This window comes from Kitasatospora sp. NPDC028055, assembly GCF_040637885.1.
Classification (GTDB): Bacteria; Actinomycetota; Actinomycetes; order Streptomycetales; family Streptomycetaceae; genus Kitasatospora.
On record NZ_JBEZXE010000042.1, the window covers coordinates 21,256 to 38,552 of the forward strand.

At 72.3% G+C, this 17,297-nt stretch carries 22 protein-coding genes; 18 read left to right on the forward strand and 4 right to left on the reverse strand.

Going from position 1 to position 17,297, the window contains the following annotated elements; translation table 11 throughout:
* Positions 1–432: 432 nt before the first annotated feature.
* The 4 genes from AB0F71_RS31040 to AB0F71_RS31055 form a co-directional block, all read right to left on the reverse strand.
* A complete protein-coding gene (locus AB0F71_RS31040; RefSeq protein WP_360241305.1) occupies positions 433–1,344 on the reverse strand; it encodes a DUF1932 domain-containing protein in 912 nt (303 codons plus the stop codon).
* Positions 1,341–2,543 (reverse strand): HAD-IA family hydrolase, encoded by a 1,203-nt coding sequence (locus tag AB0F71_RS31045; protein WP_360241308.1) that lies wholly within the window; start codon positions 2,541–2,543, stop codon positions 1,341–1,343. The genes AB0F71_RS31040 and AB0F71_RS31045 overlap by 4 nt, the downstream gene beginning before the upstream one ends.
* Positions 2,540–3,577 carry an AAA family ATPase gene (locus tag AB0F71_RS31050; protein ID WP_360241310.1) on the reverse strand — a complete coding sequence of 346 codons (1,038 nt, stop codon included), beginning with the start codon at positions 3,575–3,577 and terminating at the stop codon, positions 2,540–2,542. The genes AB0F71_RS31045 and AB0F71_RS31050 overlap by 4 nt, the downstream gene beginning before the upstream one ends.
* Positions 3,578–3,742: 165 nt before the next feature.
* Positions 3,743–4,075, reverse strand: coding sequence for a winged helix-turn-helix domain-containing protein (locus tag AB0F71_RS31055; protein WP_360241313.1), 333 nt, complete (start codon positions 4,073–4,075; stop codon positions 3,743–3,745).
* A 186-nt stretch (positions 4,076–4,261) separates the two neighbouring features.
* Between AB0F71_RS31055 and AB0F71_RS31060 the strand changes: the two genes are divergently transcribed.
* The 18 genes from AB0F71_RS31060 to AB0F71_RS31145 all read left to right on the forward strand — a co-directional run bounded on the left by AB0F71_RS31060 (position 4,262) and on the right by AB0F71_RS31145 (position 17,292).
* On the forward strand, positions 4,262–4,564 hold the full coding sequence (locus AB0F71_RS31060) for a hypothetical protein (protein WP_360241316.1): 303 nt from the start codon (positions 4,262–4,264) through the stop codon (positions 4,562–4,564).
* Positions 4,565–4,566: 2 nt separating this feature from the next.
* Positions 4,567–4,749, forward strand: coding sequence for a hypothetical protein (locus AB0F71_RS31065; RefSeq protein ID WP_360241319.1), 183 nt, complete (start codon positions 4,567–4,569; stop codon positions 4,747–4,749).
* On the forward strand, positions 4,749–5,021 hold the full coding sequence (locus AB0F71_RS31070) for a hypothetical protein (RefSeq protein ID WP_360241322.1): 273 nt from the start codon (positions 4,749–4,751) through the stop codon (positions 5,019–5,021). Before AB0F71_RS31065 ends, AB0F71_RS31070 begins: the two co-directional genes overlap by 1 nt.
* 804 nt (positions 5,022–5,825) lie before the next feature.
* Positions 5,826–6,044 (forward strand): hypothetical protein, encoded by a 219-nt coding sequence (locus AB0F71_RS31075; RefSeq protein WP_360241325.1) that lies wholly within the window; start codon positions 5,826–5,828, stop codon positions 6,042–6,044.
* A gap of 197 nt (positions 6,045–6,241) precedes the next feature.
* Positions 6,242–6,379, forward strand: a complete 138-nt coding sequence (locus AB0F71_RS31080) for a hypothetical protein (protein WP_360241328.1) — start codon at positions 6,242–6,244, stop codon at positions 6,377–6,379.
* A 33-nt stretch (positions 6,380–6,412) separates the two neighbouring features.
* Positions 6,413–6,964, forward strand: a complete 552-nt coding sequence (locus AB0F71_RS31085; RefSeq protein WP_360241331.1) for a hypothetical protein — start codon at positions 6,413–6,415, stop codon at positions 6,962–6,964.
* Positions 6,961–7,215 carry a hypothetical protein gene (locus AB0F71_RS31090; RefSeq protein ID WP_360241334.1) on the forward strand — a complete coding sequence of 85 codons (255 nt, stop codon included), beginning with the start codon at positions 6,961–6,963 and terminating at the stop codon, positions 7,213–7,215. The genes AB0F71_RS31085 and AB0F71_RS31090 overlap by 4 nt, the downstream gene beginning before the upstream one ends.
* A 2-nt stretch (positions 7,216–7,217) precedes the next feature.
* Positions 7,218–7,736, forward strand: coding sequence for a hypothetical protein (locus AB0F71_RS31095; RefSeq protein ID WP_360241337.1), 519 nt, complete (start codon positions 7,218–7,220; stop codon positions 7,734–7,736).
* A 124-nt stretch (positions 7,737–7,860) separates the two neighbouring features.
* Positions 7,861–10,110: a hypothetical protein gene (locus tag AB0F71_RS31100; RefSeq protein ID WP_360241340.1), complete on the forward strand. Its 2,250-nt coding sequence runs from the start codon at positions 7,861–7,863 to the stop codon at positions 10,108–10,110.
* Positions 10,111–10,410: 300 nt separating this feature from the next.
* The gene (locus AB0F71_RS31105; RefSeq protein WP_360241343.1) at positions 10,411–13,131 is read left to right on the forward strand and encodes a hypothetical protein; all 2,721 of its coding nucleotides are present in this window, start codon (positions 10,411–10,413) and stop codon (positions 13,129–13,131) included.
* A 206-nt stretch (positions 13,132–13,337) separates the two neighbouring features.
* Complete coding sequence (locus AB0F71_RS31110) at positions 13,338–13,574, forward strand: hypothetical protein (protein WP_360241346.1); 237 nt, start codon at positions 13,338–13,340, stop codon at positions 13,572–13,574.
* 129 nt (positions 13,575–13,703) lie between these two features.
* A complete protein-coding gene (locus AB0F71_RS31115) occupies positions 13,704–14,108 on the forward strand; it encodes a hypothetical protein (RefSeq protein WP_360241349.1) in 405 nt (134 codons plus the stop codon).
* Between the two features lie 24 nt (positions 14,109–14,132).
* Positions 14,133–14,483 carry a hypothetical protein gene (locus AB0F71_RS31120; RefSeq protein ID WP_360241352.1) on the forward strand — a complete coding sequence of 117 codons (351 nt, stop codon included), beginning with the start codon at positions 14,133–14,135 and terminating at the stop codon, positions 14,481–14,483.
* Between the two features lie 123 nt (positions 14,484–14,606).
* On the forward strand, positions 14,607–15,110 hold the full coding sequence (locus tag AB0F71_RS31125) for an AAA family ATPase (RefSeq protein ID WP_360241354.1): 504 nt from the start codon (positions 14,607–14,609) through the stop codon (positions 15,108–15,110).
* A 169-nt stretch (positions 15,111–15,279) separates the two neighbouring features.
* Positions 15,280–15,657, forward strand: a complete 378-nt coding sequence (locus AB0F71_RS31130; protein ID WP_360241357.1) for a hypothetical protein — start codon at positions 15,280–15,282, stop codon at positions 15,655–15,657.
* A 198-nt stretch (positions 15,658–15,855) separates the two neighbouring features.
* The gene (locus tag AB0F71_RS31135) at positions 15,856–16,254 is read left to right on the forward strand and encodes a hypothetical protein (RefSeq protein ID WP_360241360.1); all 399 of its coding nucleotides are present in this window, start codon (positions 15,856–15,858) and stop codon (positions 16,252–16,254) included.
* Between the two features lie 103 nt (positions 16,255–16,357).
* Positions 16,358–16,948 carry a hypothetical protein gene (locus AB0F71_RS31140; protein WP_360241363.1) on the forward strand — a complete coding sequence of 197 codons (591 nt, stop codon included), beginning with the start codon at positions 16,358–16,360 and terminating at the stop codon, positions 16,946–16,948.
* 89 nt (positions 16,949–17,037) lie between these two features.
* Positions 17,038–17,292 (forward strand): hypothetical protein, encoded by a 255-nt coding sequence (locus tag AB0F71_RS31145; protein WP_360241366.1) that lies wholly within the window; start codon positions 17,038–17,040, stop codon positions 17,290–17,292.
* Positions 17,293–17,297: the final 5 nt, after the last annotated feature.

Sequence of the window (17,297 nt, forward strand, 5' to 3'; positions counted from 1 at the left end):
GCGGGTCTGTGTATGGATGTGGTTCTGCATGCCCATAGAGGCCGGGAACCCGGAGTCCGTGTGACCGGGGGCAGCGTGGTTTTCGTCACGCGACAGCGGTTGGGTTCGGGCGTTGATCACGAACCCAGTGGTCGCAGGGGCGGCCTGTGGACAGGGGTTGGCGGTGGTGCGGGACAACGGGGGCTTGCCTCTCCGCCGCTGCCAGTCCGTTGGCACCAGACAACTTGACTCGGCCGGGTGAGAGATGGTGTCTCTCGCCCCGGACCGGGTATGCCTGGTACCGTCGGACCAACAACGGCTGTGTTGTGGGCGCTCACCTGGGTGTCCCTGGCGAGGGCCGGTTATATCGAGAAGCGCAAGCGGCCCAAGTTTGGCGACTGGGGGCCGCTTTCGCGTTTTTTGGTCTGTGCGCCGCCCGTACGGGCGACCGGATCAGCTTATTCGTCTCCTTGGGTCCTCGGGCCGTTCAGGTTCCGCGTGTCGGCTGGACAGCTCGGCCTCTGCGCGGAGCAGCCCGTCCAGTGCCTGGTCGGCCGACAGCTTGGTGTCCTTGGCGTCGTCCCACCGGCTGAGCGTGGATGCTGCCGCGCGGAGCAGCCCGTCCGGAAGGCCAGCGGCGGCCATCGTGTCCGCCGCCTCCTCCAACTCGGGGCCCCACCGCCACCCTCGGGCAGCGGTCTTGCCGATGTAGTCCGTCTCTGTCAGGTAGGAGCCGGCCCGCTGACCGGCGACATCGAGCAGCGCCTGGTCGACGCCGTGCTCGCGCGCGAGCCCGTAGGACAGCGCGGCCAGCACCCGGGATGCCTTCTGGAACGTGCTGTAGGCGGCCTTCAGCGCGCTGGCCTGCCCGATCTCCTCGCCCAGAATGTGGGTCGACACTGCGGTGCCGGAGAAGAGCCGCTCGACCAGCCTGACCCCGTCCACCGGTCCGGAGAGGTACAGCCGGGGCCGCTTCGTACCGATCGGCGGCGAGCCGACCACTGCGCCGTCGACCACCGCGCGGGCCGTTCCGCCGAGCAACTCCGCGATCCGCGCCGCCCGCTGCGGACTGATCGCGTTCGCTTCTACGTACAGGCCGGTGAAACCGAGCCCGGCCACCTCCCGCGCTACGTCCTCCGCCGCGGCTGGCGGGCACAGGCTGAGCACCACCTCGGCCTGAGCCACCAGCTCGTCCAGAGCTGGAACCGCCGTCAGACCGAACTGCTTCGCCCGGGCCGCGGTTGCCTCGCTGCGCCCCCGCGGGCACCACAAGACCTGGCCGCTGTTCGTGAGGGCGCACGCCGCGACGGCCGCGCCCATGCTGCCGGGATGCAGCACCCCGACCGTGACCTGTCGATCCGTCACCGGGCACCTCCACGGACGTGTTCCAGAGCGTCCAAGACATCCAGCGCGATGTGGTCCGGCTTCGGGCCCCCGGGCCACGGCCGACCGTGGGAGACCCAGACGGTGCGCAGCCCGGCGGCGCGGCCGCCGACCACGTCCAAGGCGGCGTTGTCCCCCACCATCCAACCGCCACCCGTGAGGCGGCGCCCCACGCTCGCGGCAGCCATTTCGAAGATCGCAGGGTCCGGCTTGCGGGTGCCAGCCTCCTCGGAGATGCATATGCCGTCGACCAGGCCGTCGATCCTGCTCGCCTTCAACTTGGCGCGCTGGATCTCGCCGCCGCCGTTGGTGACGACGACAACCTGCCACCCACTGGCCCTGACCGCCTCCAGCGCGTTCGGAACGCCCGGGAAGGGCCGGACCGTTGCCGGGAACTCCGCGCTGTAGCGCGCCCACAGCCGATCAGCGGACTCCGGCAATGACAGCTCAGCACACAGACCCTCGAACGTCTGCAAATCCGCGCGGACCTGCATAGCGCCCAGGATCCGCCGCTCAACATCCGGGCCCAGTCCGTGGGCGGCGCAGTACCCGGAGATCCATGCCGTCACCGCAGCGAGGCGGTCAATCAGAGTGTCGTCGAAGTCCAGCATCAGCAGCTGATCACGTTCGGCGAGCGCCTGGCGGATCCGCTCAGCTGCTTGCTCGGGTGACGCCACGTCCGTGCGGACGACCAGATCGAACCGGAAGCTGGCATGGGCCTCGAGGTCCGCCTGCGTGGCATCCCAGGCGGCCAGACGCGCGGAGGTGTCCGTGTCTCCCCGGCCCGCCGACCGTTCGGCCGTCGACTCCCTCGGGCACCAAAGCAGCACCGTCAGCCAGTCAGCGGGGTAGCTGTCCAGTACCGCCCGCACCCCATCGACCTGCCCTAGGTGCATCACCGGCACCCCGGCCTCGACCGCCGCGTCCAACCCTGCCCGGTCGGTCACATAGGTGCTGTCGTACCTGCTGTTCTCGTAAACCACGGCACCTGCCGTGGCGCGCAACTGCGCCAGCAGTTCCGGCGTTCCCATCCGATAGCCGGTCGACCGGCCCGGCCCCACCTTCACCCTTGAGAACAGTGCGAAGATGGGGTCGAGCGTGGTCAGGGCGCCCGTCACGGTGTCCTTCCCGGAGGCCGGCGGCCCGTACAGGATTACCCCGCGTCGCGGCTGGCTGGTCATACGCGCACCTCCGCGAGAGCGAGCCGGGCCTGATCGGCCAGTGAGATTGCTGCCCCCATGCGATTGTCGACCACTAGGTGCGGCACCACTGGCCGCAGCCCCGTGTCGACGGTGGCGATGTAGTCGTTCCAGTTCGCCAACTTCCACGCGTCCCGGGCGGCCGATCGGAAGCCGATGTACTCGCGCATCGACTCTGCGTCGCAGCGCACCCAGATCGGCGACACGTCGACACCCTGGGCGCGGCAGCGGTTGATGAGCCGAGTCATCCACGCCTCGTCCGCCATCTCGGCGATGAACGGGGCGGTCAGCACAGTGGAGATGCCGCAGGCCACGTTGGCGTAGGCGGCCTGCATAAGGCAGTCATACTCCAACGCCCGCACCTCATTGCGGTACAAGTCCGTGTGTCGGTCGTTGGGATCACCGCCGAGCGAGACGAGCAGACGCTCTACTAGCGGTCGGGTCAGCGGGTCCTTGTCCAACAGCGGCCAGCCAGTCAGCTGAGTCAGGAACCTGGCGAACTCCGTCTTTCCGCTGCCGGCGAACCCGCCGACCAGGACAATCGAGGGCCGGTGCGGATCGCCGCCCGTGTGCCGCCGACGCCAAGCGTCCATAATCCGCTGCTGCAACGACATGTTGTCGGCATCGGCCGTCCCCGGTGCAATCCTGTGCAGCGCCCGCTCGACAGCCAGTACGTGAGTGCCGTTGTTGGTCGAGGACATTGGCGTCAGCGCAAAGGCGGTGTCCTCACCCGGCAGTGGATTCCGGAATCCGAGCTGCGGGTCCGTCGCCCGGTAGAGCGCGCAGTACGCCCGTCGATAGTCCGGGCCAGGGTAGATCTCGCCCTGCTCGTGCTGCCAGATCGTCTGCGGGTGCGCAGCCGGAATGTTCTTCAGTCCGGCCTGCTCCGCCACCAGACGAAGGCGCTCGCCGGCGTCCTCGAGTGTCAGGCCGTGCGCCTCCCGCTGCTGGCGCAGCTTTTCGGGTCGCCATCCCAGCCGCACCTTTGCCATGCTCCCCACCTCCGCTGTCGTCATGCTCGCGAGCCTAGGGGCGGTGCCCCGAAACGCATGTGTACGTGGATGTTGAAAACGCATTGATGAACCCGCGTACGGATCTCCCCATGGAGATGTGATGGTTCATCACGGCCGAGTCGGATTTGATCTGTGCATCAGAAACCGGCCCGAGGGAGTGCCCGTGGATCACGTCTTTTGGAAGACCGCCTGCTCGACCCGCTCAAGGCGGGCGGCCAGGGCGCTGACCTGCTCCCGCAGCTCTTGGAGTTCGGATGTCGCCTCGGGCTCGTCCAGTGGTACCTGCCGCACGAAGCTCCCCTTCCCCTGGTGCGAGTAGATCAGCCCAGACGCTCGGAGCTCGGTGAGTGCCCTCTGTACGGTCCCGTGAGCCACGCCGTAGTGAGTAGCAAGTTCGCGGGTGCTGGGCAGCTTGTCGTCTGGCCGAAGGCGACCTAGACGGATCTGATCGCGCACGTCCTCCACGATCCGCTGGTAGGGCTGGGCGAGTGGATCAGTCATGAGCCACATCGTAGGGCCACCTCCCTGTCATAGATAGCTTCACCGGCTTAGTTGACACAGCAGCGACTGTATCAGCTAAGCTGGCTAAGCCAACACGGGTGTTCTCGTGAAACGGCGAGACCCCGGTGCGCCTGGACAGCATCCACCGGGGTCCCAACGGACCAGCTCGTCAAGGAGAGATCCGCAATGACCAGCATGACCGACCCGCGTAGGAGCGGGAACAGCGACCCCACCCTCGCCAGCCACCGCAGTGCTCCCCTTCAAGAGCAGTACGAGGGCCGCGTGCTCTCGCTCGTCATCCACGACCTCGCCGCGGTCGCCCCGACCGCCAGCGAGAGCATCGTTATGGAGCTCGTCGCCGACGTCTGGCGGCAGGCCGAGGAGCACCTCGCCAAGGCCGGCCGCACCGGCTGGGCGCACATCTCTTGGTTCGTCCAGAACGCCATTGCCCGGTTCGTCGGTGGCCAGCCGCAGATGGCGGGGTGCTGACGATGCCGCAGCCGCTCGACATGGCGAACATCGCCGCCCTGAACGCGATGACCGAGGCCAACATGCGGTCCGCCGCGGAGGCCGCCGCGGCCGTCGACCGGGCCCGTCAGCAGGCCGAGGAGCTCCGTCAGCGGCTGGCGACGCCGCAGCCGCCGGCAGTGCCGCAGGCGGGAGGGCAGCGCTGATGGGTCTCCGTTCCTTCCTGGGCTTCGGCTCCTCCGGCTCCTCCGGGACGTCGACCCGTACGGGCGGGATGTCGACGACCGGCTGGCACCCGCCGTACGACGAGGCGACGGCGCGGCGTCACCACCGCGAGGCGCAGGTCTCGCTCCCGGCGGCCAGCACGGACCGAGACGGCCGACGGGTTGCCTCGCCCGACCCGTACGCGCAGCCCGACCAGTCGCACGTCGTGCGGAACTTCGGCCGCCCGTACCGCCGGGACGGGGGTGCGCGGTGACGATCGCCCACCTGTGCCGCAGCTACGCCGGCGGTGGAACGCCGACCCCCATCCCGCCGACCACCCCGCCCGCCAGCCCGAAGGGAGGCGGCCGGTGACCGCCGAGGAAGCCCAGCGTCAGCAGCAGGACGAGCAGCTCCGGCGCGCTCGTGAGGCCTACGAGAGGGCGCAGGCCGCGAAGGCCGGCGGCTCCGGCCAGTAGCCCCTCTCCTGTCCGCAGTTCGGCATTCCCGCCGCCTGCCACCGGAACCGTCCTGGCATGCCCATGCCGGGACGGGGCCGGGAGTGGTGCGGCGGGCCCCACCCAGGGCCCAGCACCTGACGCACCACCAACAGCACCCGGAAGTCCGGCCCGAGGGGGCCAGGCCAAGGACGTGCCCGTTGCTTCACAACTCCACAGCGCGCCAACACAGAGAACGACACAGAACGGCCCCGGGGCCCGCGAGCGTGACGCCGCCTCCGGGGTGAACGACCCGACTGCTTCCGCAGCACCTTCGGCACGGGGACACCGCCGCCCCGCTCAATCCAGGCGCGATCGACCCGGCACCCGGCCGGGCGGTAAGCGGCCGATCCGCCCTCCCTCGGCATGGGGCCCGGCCGTCACGCACCCCGCACCACCGACTCGCTGCTCCACCCCGGCGCTTCCGCCGGCCAGCCAGGCCGCGAGCGCCCCCGCCGCCATCGGCCCCTGCCGGTGCGCACCCCTGATCCGTGCGCACCGGCCGCCGGGCCCGCGGCCATCCCGAACGAAGCCTTCCGGCGCCTCACCGGCCCGGGAGCCCGTCATCGTCAGGAGACCCCTTCATGGGCACGAACCACCCCGGCAACGGCATCGTCCCCGGCGTCCTCATCCAGACCGGCGGCACCCGCACCGGCCACGGCCCCGTCGTCAACCGCATCAACGGCACGGTGCACGTGACCGGCCTGGTCATCCAGTGCGGCGAGCTGAACACCGTGACCGACGACCAGGGCCCCGCCGACGACACGGCGCCCCGCACCGGCCACGGCCAGCAGGCCCGCTGACCCGTCGCCGCTCCGTACGTCCGGCCGCCGGCCCGCACCCGCGGTGTCGGCGGCCGGACGGCACCCCGCTCGTACCCGTAGCCGCCCTGGACCGCCGACCCCGCGACCCGGCCCTTCGCCGGAGACGCCGGCCGTCCAGGGGAGCCACGGGCACGCCCGAACTCCCCTACTTGTCGCCGTCCGAAAGGCACGCGCACATGACCCCGCTCGACCAGGCCTTCTTCGCGTTCTTCGCCACCTGCACCGTCACCAGCCTCGGCCTGCTGGTGGCGCTGTACGCGGAAGCCCACCTGATCCCGCCCTACCTCGACCGACTGGAGGCCACCGATGCGTAACCCCGCCCCGGACGGCGGACCGGAGGTGACGACGTGACCGTCACACCCGAGGTCCCGCCGCGCCCCGCGTACGACCCCGCCGTCCCGGAGCACCCCGAGCCCGTAGACCTGACCAAGCACCACCCCGGCTACGACGGGGACGGCCTGGCCGAGCTCGCGCAGGAGCTGCGCCAGTCCCGCCTTGACGCCGCCATCCCGCACAAGGCGGACGACGCGGACCACCTGCTCGACTGGGCCCGCGTCAAGCGCGCCGCCGCCGCCCTCAAGCGCGCGGTACAGGCCTGGCCGAACCTGGCGGCCGCCGCCGTCGCGGCCACCGGCCCGGCCTGGCTGTGGCGCGGCGTCGTGGAGGACTGCTCGCACTCCTTCCGCCCCGTCGCCGACATCGCCGACCCGGGCCTCGGCCTCGGCCTGATGACTCTCATCGGCGTTCTGGTCCTGCGCTCCCGGCTGCGCGGCGTCGTGCTGCGCACCGTGCTGCGGGTGACGGCTTGGGCGGTCGTCGTCGGGACCCTCGCCTACGGGCCGGCCCGCGACTGGGTCGGCGCCCTGGTGTCCTCCGTGTTCACCGGGGCCCTGCGGTGAGCGGGCTCGACACCGCCGACCGGATCCCGATGCTGGCCGAGCTCATCGTGCCGTTGACCGACTTCGGCTACACCGGCGCGCTGCTGCTCGGCGCCGGCTGCTTCGTGACGGCCGTGGCGCTCGTGCGGGTGCCCGCCCGGCACGTGGTCGCGCGCAGGCTCCGGGACGCCCTCGCCCAGACCGCCCTCATCTACTCCTGCTGGGCGGCCGTGTCCATCTCACTCGCCTACACCTGGGAGACCGCCCTGTGAGCATGACCAGCATCGAGATCACCCACACCGTCACCCTTGCCGGATCTGCGGCCGGGTTCGCGGCCTTTGCCGGCACCTGGGGCTACCTCTTCTTCAAGCACAAGCGGAAGTTCGCCGCGCTGAGGAAGAAGAAGTACCTGGTGCCGTACTTCTTCGCCCTGGCCGTCATGGTTCTGGCCTCCGCCTGCCAGGGCGGTCTTCTCGGTCTCGTGTCCGGGTTCAGCACCGGCGCGGGCAACCAGGCCGGCACCCTGGCGAGCCGCGGCATGGTCGGCGGCACCGGCGCGGTCGCCGTCGCGCAGGAAGGCCAGCTCACCTTCTCCGGCTCCTGGATCGCGCTGATCGTGTTCGCCTTCGCCTGCGCGTTCTGCTGGTTCGCCAAGAACATGGGCGAGCGCGTCCTGATGATCTCCGGCGCGTTCTCCGGCGCGACCTGGGGCCTGTCCATCTCCCTCGGCGGCCTCGCCGCCTACACCGGCGTCCCGCTGTCCAACTGGCTCGGCGCCCTGATCATCGGCTGACTCCGGCCCGTGATGGGCGCCCCGGACCCGCCCGCCCGAACCACTGGGCGAACGGCGCCGGGGCGTCCACCCCAGACCGGACCACCCAACCCAACAACCCCGTCCGTGGAGCCTGGAGGCCCCGTTGACCACCGAGACCCACCCCGGCCCGGCGCCCGCCGCAACCGCCCCGCTGACCACCGCTCCCGTCCAGCTGACCAAGACCCCCGGGCCCGCCGCCGACACCGACCCGCAGACCGCCGCAACCGCCGGTAAGGACGACGCCGACAGCGGGGAAGCCGAGGCCAAGCCGAACCCGATCGCCGCCTTCGCGGCCGGCACCACCAGGCGCACCGGCGAGGGCGCCCGACTGATCGGACAGTGGCTGGCCCACTGGGCCTCCACCGCCGACCAGTCCGGCGACGAAATCCGCCGCCGCCTGGTCGCCGCCCAGCTCGAGGCCTACACCGAACGCCGCACCGAGGTCGAGGACGCGCTCGGCAAGGAACACAAGAAGATCGTGCGCCTGGAGGAGGAAGCCAGCGACGGCGGCCTCACCCAGGCGCAGCGCCAGCAGCTCGTCCTCGGCCGTGAGGCCGCGCGCCGCCTGGAGAAGACCCTCAAGGACATGACCAAGGCGAAGTTCAGCCCGGTGCAGCCGACCGAGCGTCAGATCGCCCGCGCCCGCTCCTTCGGCCGACTGCGCCGGGGCGGCGCGCTGATCGGCGCGGCCGGCGGCGCGGCGGCCGGGGCGGTGAACGCCCCGCCGGCCGGGATCCTCGCCCTGCTCGCCGCGACCGGCCTGGCCTGGTGGACCGCAGCTCACCCGCCGCGCCTGACCCACCGCCCTGTCCCGCCGGAGCTGCTGCTGCCCGAGCTCGACCCGCCCGCCAAGTCGGTCACCGTCGAAGCCCAGGCCGAGGCCCCGGGGGAGGAACCGCAGCCCCTGTTCCCGGGCGACACCGGCAAGCCGTTCCCGATCCGGGACGCCGACGACGACCCCCGCCTGGCCGCCGCGTGCATCCTGCGGGCCCTGGTCGACGAGGGCCTGGCGGTCGGCTCCGTCACCGACGTCACCCGGGAGAAGTGGGGCTGGAAGGCCACCGCCCACCTCACCAAGGGCAAGCCGTCCGCCCTGGTCCTGCGCCTGCCGGAACTCGACGTCGCGCTCGGCGTCCGCACCGGCGGCGTCATGGCCCAGCCCCAGACCGCCGCCGCCGGATCCGTCGTCCTGCGCGTGCTCCTGGCCGACCCGTTCGACCCGATGCCGCCCCACCCGGTCCACGCCCCCCGCTCCAACAGCATCCTGCGCCCGGTCAACCTCGGCCCATCCCTGGACGGCACGCCCACCCAAGTCACCCTGGCCGGACAGAACATCATGGTCATCGCCGTCTCCGGCGGCGGAAAGTCCCAGATCGTCCGCAACCTCGTCGACTACATCACCAGCTGCACCGACGCGATCGCCCTGGACATCGACCCCACCGGCCGCGGGTTCGGTCCGCTGCGCCGCCTGGCCGCGATGCGGGCCTACGACGAGGAGCGGATCGACGAGGTCCTGGACTGGGCGATCCGCGAGGCGGAGATCCGCACCGAGCAGATGGGCGACGACGTCGACAACTGGCAGATCACCGACGCCTCGCCGGCGGTGTTCGCGATCGTCGACGAGCACCCCCAGCTGACGAAGGAGCAGAAGGCCAAGGTGATCCAGCTGAGCCGGATCGGCCGCAAGGCCCGCGTCACGGTGGTGCTGCTGTCCCAGGACGCCACCAGCGACGTCGTCGGCGACGCCATCGCCGACACCTTCGGCATCCGGATCATGCTGCCCTCCCGCAAGGCCGACGTCCCGCTCGTCGTCGGCTCCGACACCGCGATCTCCGAGGGCTGGATGCCGCACCGGCTCACTCCCAGCCCCGGCGACTGGGACCCCGCCGACGCCGGCTGCTTCTACATCATCGCCCCCGGCCTGCGCGATCCGATCCTGCGCAAGGCCACCCACCTCGACGCCCCGACCGCCACTCTCCGTACACAGGAGCGGCTCGCCGCCGGGGTCGTCACCCTCACCCCCGAGCCCGTCGAGGACGGCGGGGCCGAGAATCTCCCGCCGATCCTGCTGGCGCTGCGGGAGGCGTTCGAGAAGCACGGCGACCCGGACTTCCTCCTCACCGACCACGTTCTGGAGTACCTCGCCACGACCGGCTCCCAGTGGTGCCAGTGGGACGCCAAGGAGCCTGCCGACCGTCGCCGGGAAGCGGTCAAGGAGATCGCCCGGGAGCTCAAGAAAGCCGGCATCGAGAACCTCAAGACGGTCCGCCGCACGGACCTGGACAAGAAGAATCCGCCCTCCGGCTACCGCCTCGCGGATATCGAAGCCGCCTTCCCGGCCGTCCAGGACTGACACGCAGAGTCACCAGTCCGTCTGCCGCTTGATCTGTCCGCCGATCCGTCATCGATCTGTCGCCGGTCCGTCCTGATCCATCTTCGGGACAGATCAGCGACGGATCGGCGACAGATCACCAAACAGATCATGACCTGCGGAAACGAATCAGACGGATCAAATTCGAGCACCCCCGGAAACGGCCCCGGAGCGCCCGCTCGGGGCTGTTTCCGCGCCTTGCGCCACCCATTGGCGCCGCGACCGATCCCGGCCGCCCCAGCCAACACGAACAGTCACCACGAGAGACAGGAGTCTCCCGCCATGACCCCGGCCCGCACTACGAGCCGACGCACCCGAACCCCCAACAAGAAGACCCCCGCCAAGGCGTCCGCGGCCCGCCCGGCCGGCCCGGCCAGCACCCAGCCGGATGCCCCGGCCGAGGTCCCCGCGACCTTCACCGTCCGGCCGGCCGCCGACCCGGTCCTGGCCGACGCCGCCGACCGCGCGGCCGACGTCCTGGCCCTCGCCGAGGACCAGGCGCTCGCCGTCCTGGAGCGCGCGACCGTCACCGCCGGCCGCGACCTGGCGACCGCCGAGCAGTGGGCGGCCGAGGCCGAGCAGCTGCGCGCGGACGCCGCCGCCGAAGCCGAGGCAGTCACGCAGCGTGCCGAACTGGCGGTCCGGCAGATCCTCGACCTTGCCAACGATCAGGCCGACCTGATCCTCCAGTACGCCCAGGAGCAGCGCGAGGAGGCCGACGCCGACGCCCACGCGGCGGCCGACCGGTTGCTGGAGGAGGCCACCGAGCGGGCCGGGGCGCTGCTGGCCGAGGGCGAGCAGCGCGCCGCCGCCGTCCGCGCCCGGGCCGAGCAGGACACCGAGCGGATCATCGCCGACGCCGAGGAGCAGGCCCGCCTGCTCGCGGTCGGCATCACCGCCGGTGCCGAGGAGCAGGCCGCCAAGCTGCTCGGCGAGGCCGATCAGCGCGCCCACGCGATCCTCGCCGACGCGCAGGCGCAGGCCGCCACCCTGCTCGCCGACACCGAACAGGCCGCAGCCGCCCTCACCCGGGCCGCCGAGGAACAGGCCGAGGCGGTGCGCAGCGAGGCGGCCGAGCAGGCCCGCGAACGCGGCGCCCAGGCCGAGCAGCGGCTCGCCGACGCCGAGGAGGAGGCCGGCGCCCTCACCCGCGCCGGCGAGGAAGCGGCCGAGCGGATCCGGGCCCAGGCGCAGCGTGACGCCACCGAGCTGCGTGCCCAGGCGGAGCGGCACGCGGCCAAGGTCCGCGAGGACGCCACCTCACAGGCCGGCACCGTGCTCGCCGAGGCCCGCACCCGAGCCGAGGGGCTGCTCGCCGAGGCCCGCGAGCAGGCGGAGGAGCTGCGCCGCGGCGCGCAGTCCGATGCCGACCGGGTGCGCGGTGAGGTGCGCCGGCTGCGGGAGGACGCGGACCGGGAGGTCGACCAGGCCACCGACGCGGCCCGGGAGGTGCGGGCCAGGGCGGCGGCCGAGTCCGACCAGGTGCGCGCCCAGGCCGGGAAGGAGGCGCAGCAGCAGCGCGCCCAGGCCGTCGCCGAGGCGGCGCGGCTGCGGGGCGAGGCCGAGCAGGAGGCCGGCCGGATCCGCCGGGAGGCGGAGAAAGCGGCGGCCGCCGAGAAGGCCGAGGCCGCCAAGGCGCTGCAGAGCGCGCGGGAGCTGGAGGCCAAGGCGCAGGAGGCCAAGGACCGGGCCGACCTCGCCCACTTCTCCGCACAGCGGACCTTGCAGCAGGCCACCAGCCGCACGGCCCGGAAGCTGGAGCGTCGCCGTCTCAAGCGGGAGGCCCGGGCGGCCGAGAAGGCCGGGCGAGTGACCGTCACCAGCCGGCTCAAGGCCTTCGTGCGGGCCAACAGCGAACGGCTGCTGGTCGTCGTGCCGATCACCGCGCCGATGGCGGTCGCCTGGACCGGCCAGGCCGGCTTCGCCCACGACATCCTCGGGTGGGTCGCGCCGTTCACGATCCTGTTCGCCGCCGCGTGGGAGCTGTCCACCACGTTCACGGCGTGGATGTACCACCAGGCCCGCAAGAGCGGCGATGCCGGGACGCTGTACCGGGTCAGCACCTGGGCGTTCGCGGCGGGAGCGGCGCTGATGAACTTCTGGCACGCCTCCGGCGAGGTCGTCGGCCGCACGCTCGATCCGGCGTCCGGCCGGTGGGTGGACCAGGTGACCTACTGGCACACCACGCCGAAGGCCGTGAGCTTCGCGGCCATGTCGATCGTCGGCATCGTGTTGTGGGAGCTGTACGCCAGCCTGATCCACCGCAAGGCGCTGCGCGACGAGGGCCTGGTCGCCCGGGTGCGGCCGAGGATCGGCGCGATCCGCTGGCTGCGCTACCCCGCGCACTCCTTCACGGCGTGGTCGCTGGCGATCACGGACGAGTCGCTGTCCACGGTCGAGCTCGCCTGGACGGCCGCGGCCGAACACCGCGAACTGGTTCGCCGAACCGGCCTCGGCCCGGTTCGCCGGTTCGTCGCTGCCGCGATCGGCGTGGGCGACTGGGTGCCGGTTCGCGGACTGCCCCGCGTCCCGAACTCCAGCCTCGCCGTCGCCCTGACCGGTTCGCCGAACCCGGCCGCGATCCCGCAGTTCGTGGTTCGCCTCACCCGCGCCGGTTCGCCGAACCACCACCCGAACCGCCCCGGCGGTTCGCCGAACCACGCCCTGCCCGCAGCGCGAACCGGCGAACCGGCCGCGCGCCGCGAACTGGAAGCCGCGAACCGTCCGGCGCCGACCGGCGAACCGGCTCCGGCGGACCCCGAGCCGCGAACCGGTTCCGACCAGCCGCGAAGCCTCGCCGCCGGGTCTGGTTCGAACCGGCGCAGCACCGCCCAGCTCCTCGCCGAACAGCAGGTCGGGCAGGTTCTCGAACTGATCGAGGCCCACGGCTACGACACGGTCGACCTCGACTTCGTCATGACGAACCTCGGCATGAAGAAGACCACGGCGCACCACCGCCTCGCGGACGCCCGCCGTGAGTTCGCGAACCGCGTCACGGCCTGAGCGCGAACCACGAACCAGGTTCGGCGAACTGCGAACCACTCCACCGCCCGAACCGCGAACCACACCAGACGGCTCCGGGATGAACGAACCATCCCGGAGCCGGTTCAGGCCACCAAGGCCCGGCGGGCCGGTCTCGTCCCCGGCTCGCCCCCATCCTTCCGCACCGCGAACCACCCACCGACCCGTTCCCGAAAGGAACCAGCCCCTTGGTCGCCATAAACCGCGACGACAAGATCGCCGCTCTGCGCAAGGCCCGCCGCCCCCTCAGCGAGGAACTCGCCAACCTGCCCGCGGGCTCCGCCTCCCACGCCCAGCTGCTCAGCGAGTGCGAGGCCATCACCGCCGAGATCGAACACCTCAAGAGCTGCGTCAACATCCCGTCGAACGCGCTGCTCACCCTCCTCGCGCTCGCGGCCGTCGCCGTCCTCGCCCTCGTCAGCTGACGCCCGGCCGACCGGCCTCGCCCCCGGCCCGCGCCGCCCGCCCGGCACCCAGCCGCGCGGGCGGCGCGCACCCCGGGGACAGGGACCGGCCGCCCGGCCGACACCGCCACCTCGCCGAGGAGAACACGCATGACCCAGGCCGATCTCGTCTACGCCGCCACCCTGAACCTGCTCGGCTCCGACCCCGTTCTGCCGCCCGCCCTCGAAGCGTCCGTCACGGTCCTGCGCGAGCGCGCCGCCGCCTCCCACACCCCGCCCAAGCCCGCCCGCCGCTCCCTCGCCCGCCAGCTGCGCACCCGTCTGGCCAGGCTGCCCCGCCGCCTGCGGATCGGCCGCTGGGAGGTCATGGCCGGCCCGTACGACCTGTTCATCGACCACCACCCCAAGCCCGGCTGCACCACCTGCCAGGACCACCGCGGCTGGTACCGCGAAGACGGCTGGGACGCCTGCGACTGCATGACCGGCTTCTCGTCCTGGCGCCTGCCCTGGCGCCCCACCCCGGCCCGCTTCTACAGCGACGAACCGCCCTTTTAACCAGCCACCGAAAGGGGCCACCCGATGACCACCACCCAGACCACCTGGCCCGACGACGTCCTCGCCCGCTACCTCACCGCCGGCCACGCCACCGTCGACATCACCACCGACACCACCATCAGCGGCCGCTGCGAAACCGGCAGCTGCACCCGACCCTGGGACGCCCTCGACGGCCACCCCACCTTCGAGATCACCCTTCGCGCCTCCTGCACCGGCACCGGCTGCGCCGACCCCTACGGCCCCACCGACAACCTCGACACCTGCACCCAGCGCAAGGCCGCCGACCTCGCCCTCTTCGGCATCCCGCGCCGGCTGCGCGCCTGGGCCCAGGACCACGCCCAGCACTGCCGCGCGATGCCGCACCCCGCCACCTGACCACCCGGCCGACCGGACCCGCCCCCGAACCGCGCCGCCCGCCCGGCACCCAGCCCCGCGGGCGGCGCGCAGCGCGGGCAGGGACCGGCCGCCCGGCCGACACCCGCCACCACCAGGAGCCCCATGAACTTCACCTACGACCCCGGGACCGTCGTCGTCCTCGTCGGCCTGTCCGGCGCCGGCAAGTCCACCTTCGCGCAGCGCCGCTGGCCCGCCACCTGGCGGCTCAACCTCGACTCCTACCGCGCCATGGCCACCGACTCTGAGGCCGACCAGTCCGCGACCCCGGTCGCCGCCCAGATCCAGGACCTTCTCCTGGACGCCCGCCTCTCCCGCAACCTCACCACCATCGTCGACTCCACCGGACTCCTCGCCCACGTACGAGCCCACCTGCTCGCCCGTGCCCGCTACTGGCAGCGCCCCGCCACCGCAGTTCTGTTCGACGTGCCACTCGACCTGTGCCGTCGCCAGAACACGGGCCGCACCCGCGTCGTACCGGACCACGTCCTGGCCGAACAGCACCGCCACCTGCCCACCGCCGACCAGCTCCTCGCCGAGGGCTTCCACTTCGTCGACCGCGTCACCAGCGCCTCCCCCGCGTACCTCGAACCGGCCCACGCCCGCTGACCACCGGCCGCACCTTCCGGTCTCCTGGGCTGTCCTCTCACCTCGCCCGCACCACCCGGGTCAGCGCCTCGGCCGGCTGTCACCCGGACCGGTCGAAAGTCATCAATCTCCCGGACCGGGCGCCGTACCACTGCCGAAAATCACCTGCACCACTCACGAAGGGAACCCGATGCACCACTTCGTCACCCTGTCCGGCGTCGCCGCCGTCCTCCTGGCCCTGTGGGCCGTCCAGCTGACCATGCTGGCCCTCCACGTCCGCTACACCATCCGCAACGGAGTCGGCGACGGCATCACCGAAGACTCCGAGATCGCCCTGCTGTTCGGCGTCGGCATCGCCACGGTGCTCAGCGCGGCCGGCGGAGGCGGCGCCATCGGCAGCGGCCTCCACGCCATCGCCTGGGGATGGGCCGACGCGGTCCTCGCTCTCGGCACTACGGCCTCCTACCTGCTCCTGACCTACGCCACCGACTGGGACGCGGAGGAGTGGTGGAACAAGCGCAGGTCGCGCAAGGCCGGCCCCGCCGCTGAAGGCGCCGAAACGGCCTGACAGCCCTCACCCGGGCCCCCGCTCCACCTGGAGCAGGGGCCCTTTCCCTGCCCGCACCGGCCGAAGGCCTGTGCACGGAGCGGACCGCCGCCGCCGGCCCCGGACCCCGACCGTACCCAGCGGCCGGCACCGCCGGAACCGGCGCGGCTGCCCGGTCAACCCCGACCCCGCAGACCCGATCGAACGGGAGAACCACCCATGACCGACAACCTGGCCCGCCTCACCGCCGCCCCCGACCTCGCCCTGGTCACCGTGGACGGCGTCATCACCGAGACGAACGGCCGCTACCCCCGCCAGCTCGTCCTCACCGACGACACCGGCAGCATCGATGTCACCGTCCCCGGCTTCTGCGTCGGTGGAACCGCCGTCAACAACGCCGAGGGGCTGGTCGGCACCTACGCCGTCGTCGCCGGCCGCCGCGAGGACACCGGCCACGTCCTGGCCGCCGTCGTCCAGCTCGCCGAACGCACCGCCGCCCGCGACCTGCTCATCCCCGCCACGCTCTCCGGCCTGTCCGACAACGTCGTCCAGCTCCTCGCCACCACCATCACCACCACGCCCCGCGCCCTGCCGCCCGGCCCCCGCACCGCCAACTGACCGAACCGACAGCCCCCGCCGCCACCCGCCGCCCGACCACCGGGCCGCGGGTGGCGCCGCACCCAGCCCCTTCCCACACCACTTCGAAAGGCACCGGCCCCCAATGCAGATCAACGACACCCGGATCCTGGCCACCGCCGACACCATCGCCAAGCTGCTCACCGACCTCACCCCCGACCCCTTCGACAACCTGCTGCGCCGCGACGACGCCTACACCGTCCTCCTGGCCGCGCTCGGCCACCTCGAGGCGTCCGGCCGGCGCCGCACCAGCGTCGGCGAGCTGTACGCGGTGACGCGTCTGGTCCCCAGCGGCCAGGTCCTCGGCAGCCACGACCGCCTGATGGTCCTTCTGGAGCAGGCCGCCGACCACGGCCGGATCCGCCTGGACCACGGCCAGGTCCACATCGGCGACGTTCCGACCGGCGGAGGCTCCGGCCACGTCTGGATGCGCCAGCTCACCAAGGGCGGAGCGGTGGTCGAGCTGATCGGCGACCAGCCCTGGCCGGTCGGCACCCACATCCACGACGAGACCAAGGCTTGGTGGTACTGCACCGGCTGCCGCCACGGCCTCGGACAGGCCGGTGCGATGTACGTCTACGCGGTGCGCCAGCAGGTCAGCGACCACGCCGACCAGTGCCCGTTCCTGCCGCCGCTGCCCGAGGTGTTCCCGGCGCCGGTGCGCGCGCTCGACTGACCCGGCAGCGGTCCCGGGCACCGGCGATCCGGTGCCCGGGACCCGCACCGCCCCCTGACCGCCACCAGCCCCGTGAGGAGCCCGCCGCCGTGAACGAAGCCGATCGCCACGGACTCCAGGCCCGCGACCCGGACCCGGAGATCGACCGCGAGTTCCAGGCCCACGCCCTGGACGCCTCCCAGCTCGCCGACGCCGCCCGCCACTATGCCGCCCGCCTCATCTACGGCGTGCGGCCCGAGGACGCCGACCACCTGGCCGCGCTCGCCGCGCGCCTGTCCCGCCAGGCCCACCGCATCGACGGCATGCGCGCCATCGCCCGCCGCCCCAAGCCACCCACCACCTGAACCCG

Excerpts from the sequence above, each read along its gene's own strand:
- AB0F71_RS31045 (WP_360241308.1), bottom strand. The coding sequence starts at position 2,543 with ATGACCAGCCAGCCGCGACGCGGGGTAATCCTGTACGGGCCGCCGGCC.
- AB0F71_RS31050 (WP_360241310.1), bottom strand. The coding sequence starts at position 3,577 with ATGACGACAGCGGAGGTGGGGAGCATGGCAAAGGTGCGGCTGGGATGG.
- AB0F71_RS31055 (WP_360241313.1), bottom strand. The coding sequence starts at position 4,075 with ATGACTGATCCACTCGCCCAGCCCTACCAGCGGATCGTGGAGGACGTG.
- AB0F71_RS31060 (WP_360241316.1), top strand. The coding sequence starts at position 4,262 with ATGACCAGCATGACCGACCCGCGTAGGAGCGGGAACAGCGACCCCACC.
- AB0F71_RS31065 (WP_360241319.1), top strand. The coding sequence starts at position 4,567 with ATGCCGCAGCCGCTCGACATGGCGAACATCGCCGCCCTGAACGCGATG.
- AB0F71_RS31070 (WP_360241322.1), top strand. The coding sequence starts at position 4,749 with ATGGGTCTCCGTTCCTTCCTGGGCTTCGGCTCCTCCGGCTCCTCCGGG.
- AB0F71_RS31075 (WP_360241325.1), top strand. The coding sequence starts at position 5,826 with ATGGGCACGAACCACCCCGGCAACGGCATCGTCCCCGGCGTCCTCATC.
- AB0F71_RS31080 (WP_360241328.1), top strand. The coding sequence starts at position 6,242 with ATGACCCCGCTCGACCAGGCCTTCTTCGCGTTCTTCGCCACCTGCACC.
- AB0F71_RS31095 (WP_360241337.1), top strand. The coding sequence starts at position 7,218 with ATGACCAGCATCGAGATCACCCACACCGTCACCCTTGCCGGATCTGCG.
- AB0F71_RS31105 (WP_360241343.1), top strand. The coding sequence starts at position 10,411 with ATGACCCCGGCCCGCACTACGAGCCGACGCACCCGAACCCCCAACAAG.
- AB0F71_RS31115 (WP_360241349.1), top strand. The coding sequence starts at position 13,704 with ATGACCCAGGCCGATCTCGTCTACGCCGCCACCCTGAACCTGCTCGGC.
- AB0F71_RS31120 (WP_360241352.1), top strand. The coding sequence starts at position 14,133 with ATGACCACCACCCAGACCACCTGGCCCGACGACGTCCTCGCCCGCTAC.
- AB0F71_RS31125 (WP_360241354.1), top strand. The coding sequence starts at position 14,607 with ATGAACTTCACCTACGACCCCGGGACCGTCGTCGTCCTCGTCGGCCTG.
- AB0F71_RS31130 (WP_360241357.1), top strand. The coding sequence starts at position 15,280 with ATGCACCACTTCGTCACCCTGTCCGGCGTCGCCGCCGTCCTCCTGGCC.
- AB0F71_RS31135 (WP_360241360.1), top strand. The coding sequence starts at position 15,856 with ATGACCGACAACCTGGCCCGCCTCACCGCCGCCCCCGACCTCGCCCTG.
- AB0F71_RS31140 (WP_360241363.1), top strand. The coding sequence starts at position 16,358 with ATGCAGATCAACGACACCCGGATCCTGGCCACCGCCGACACCATCGCC.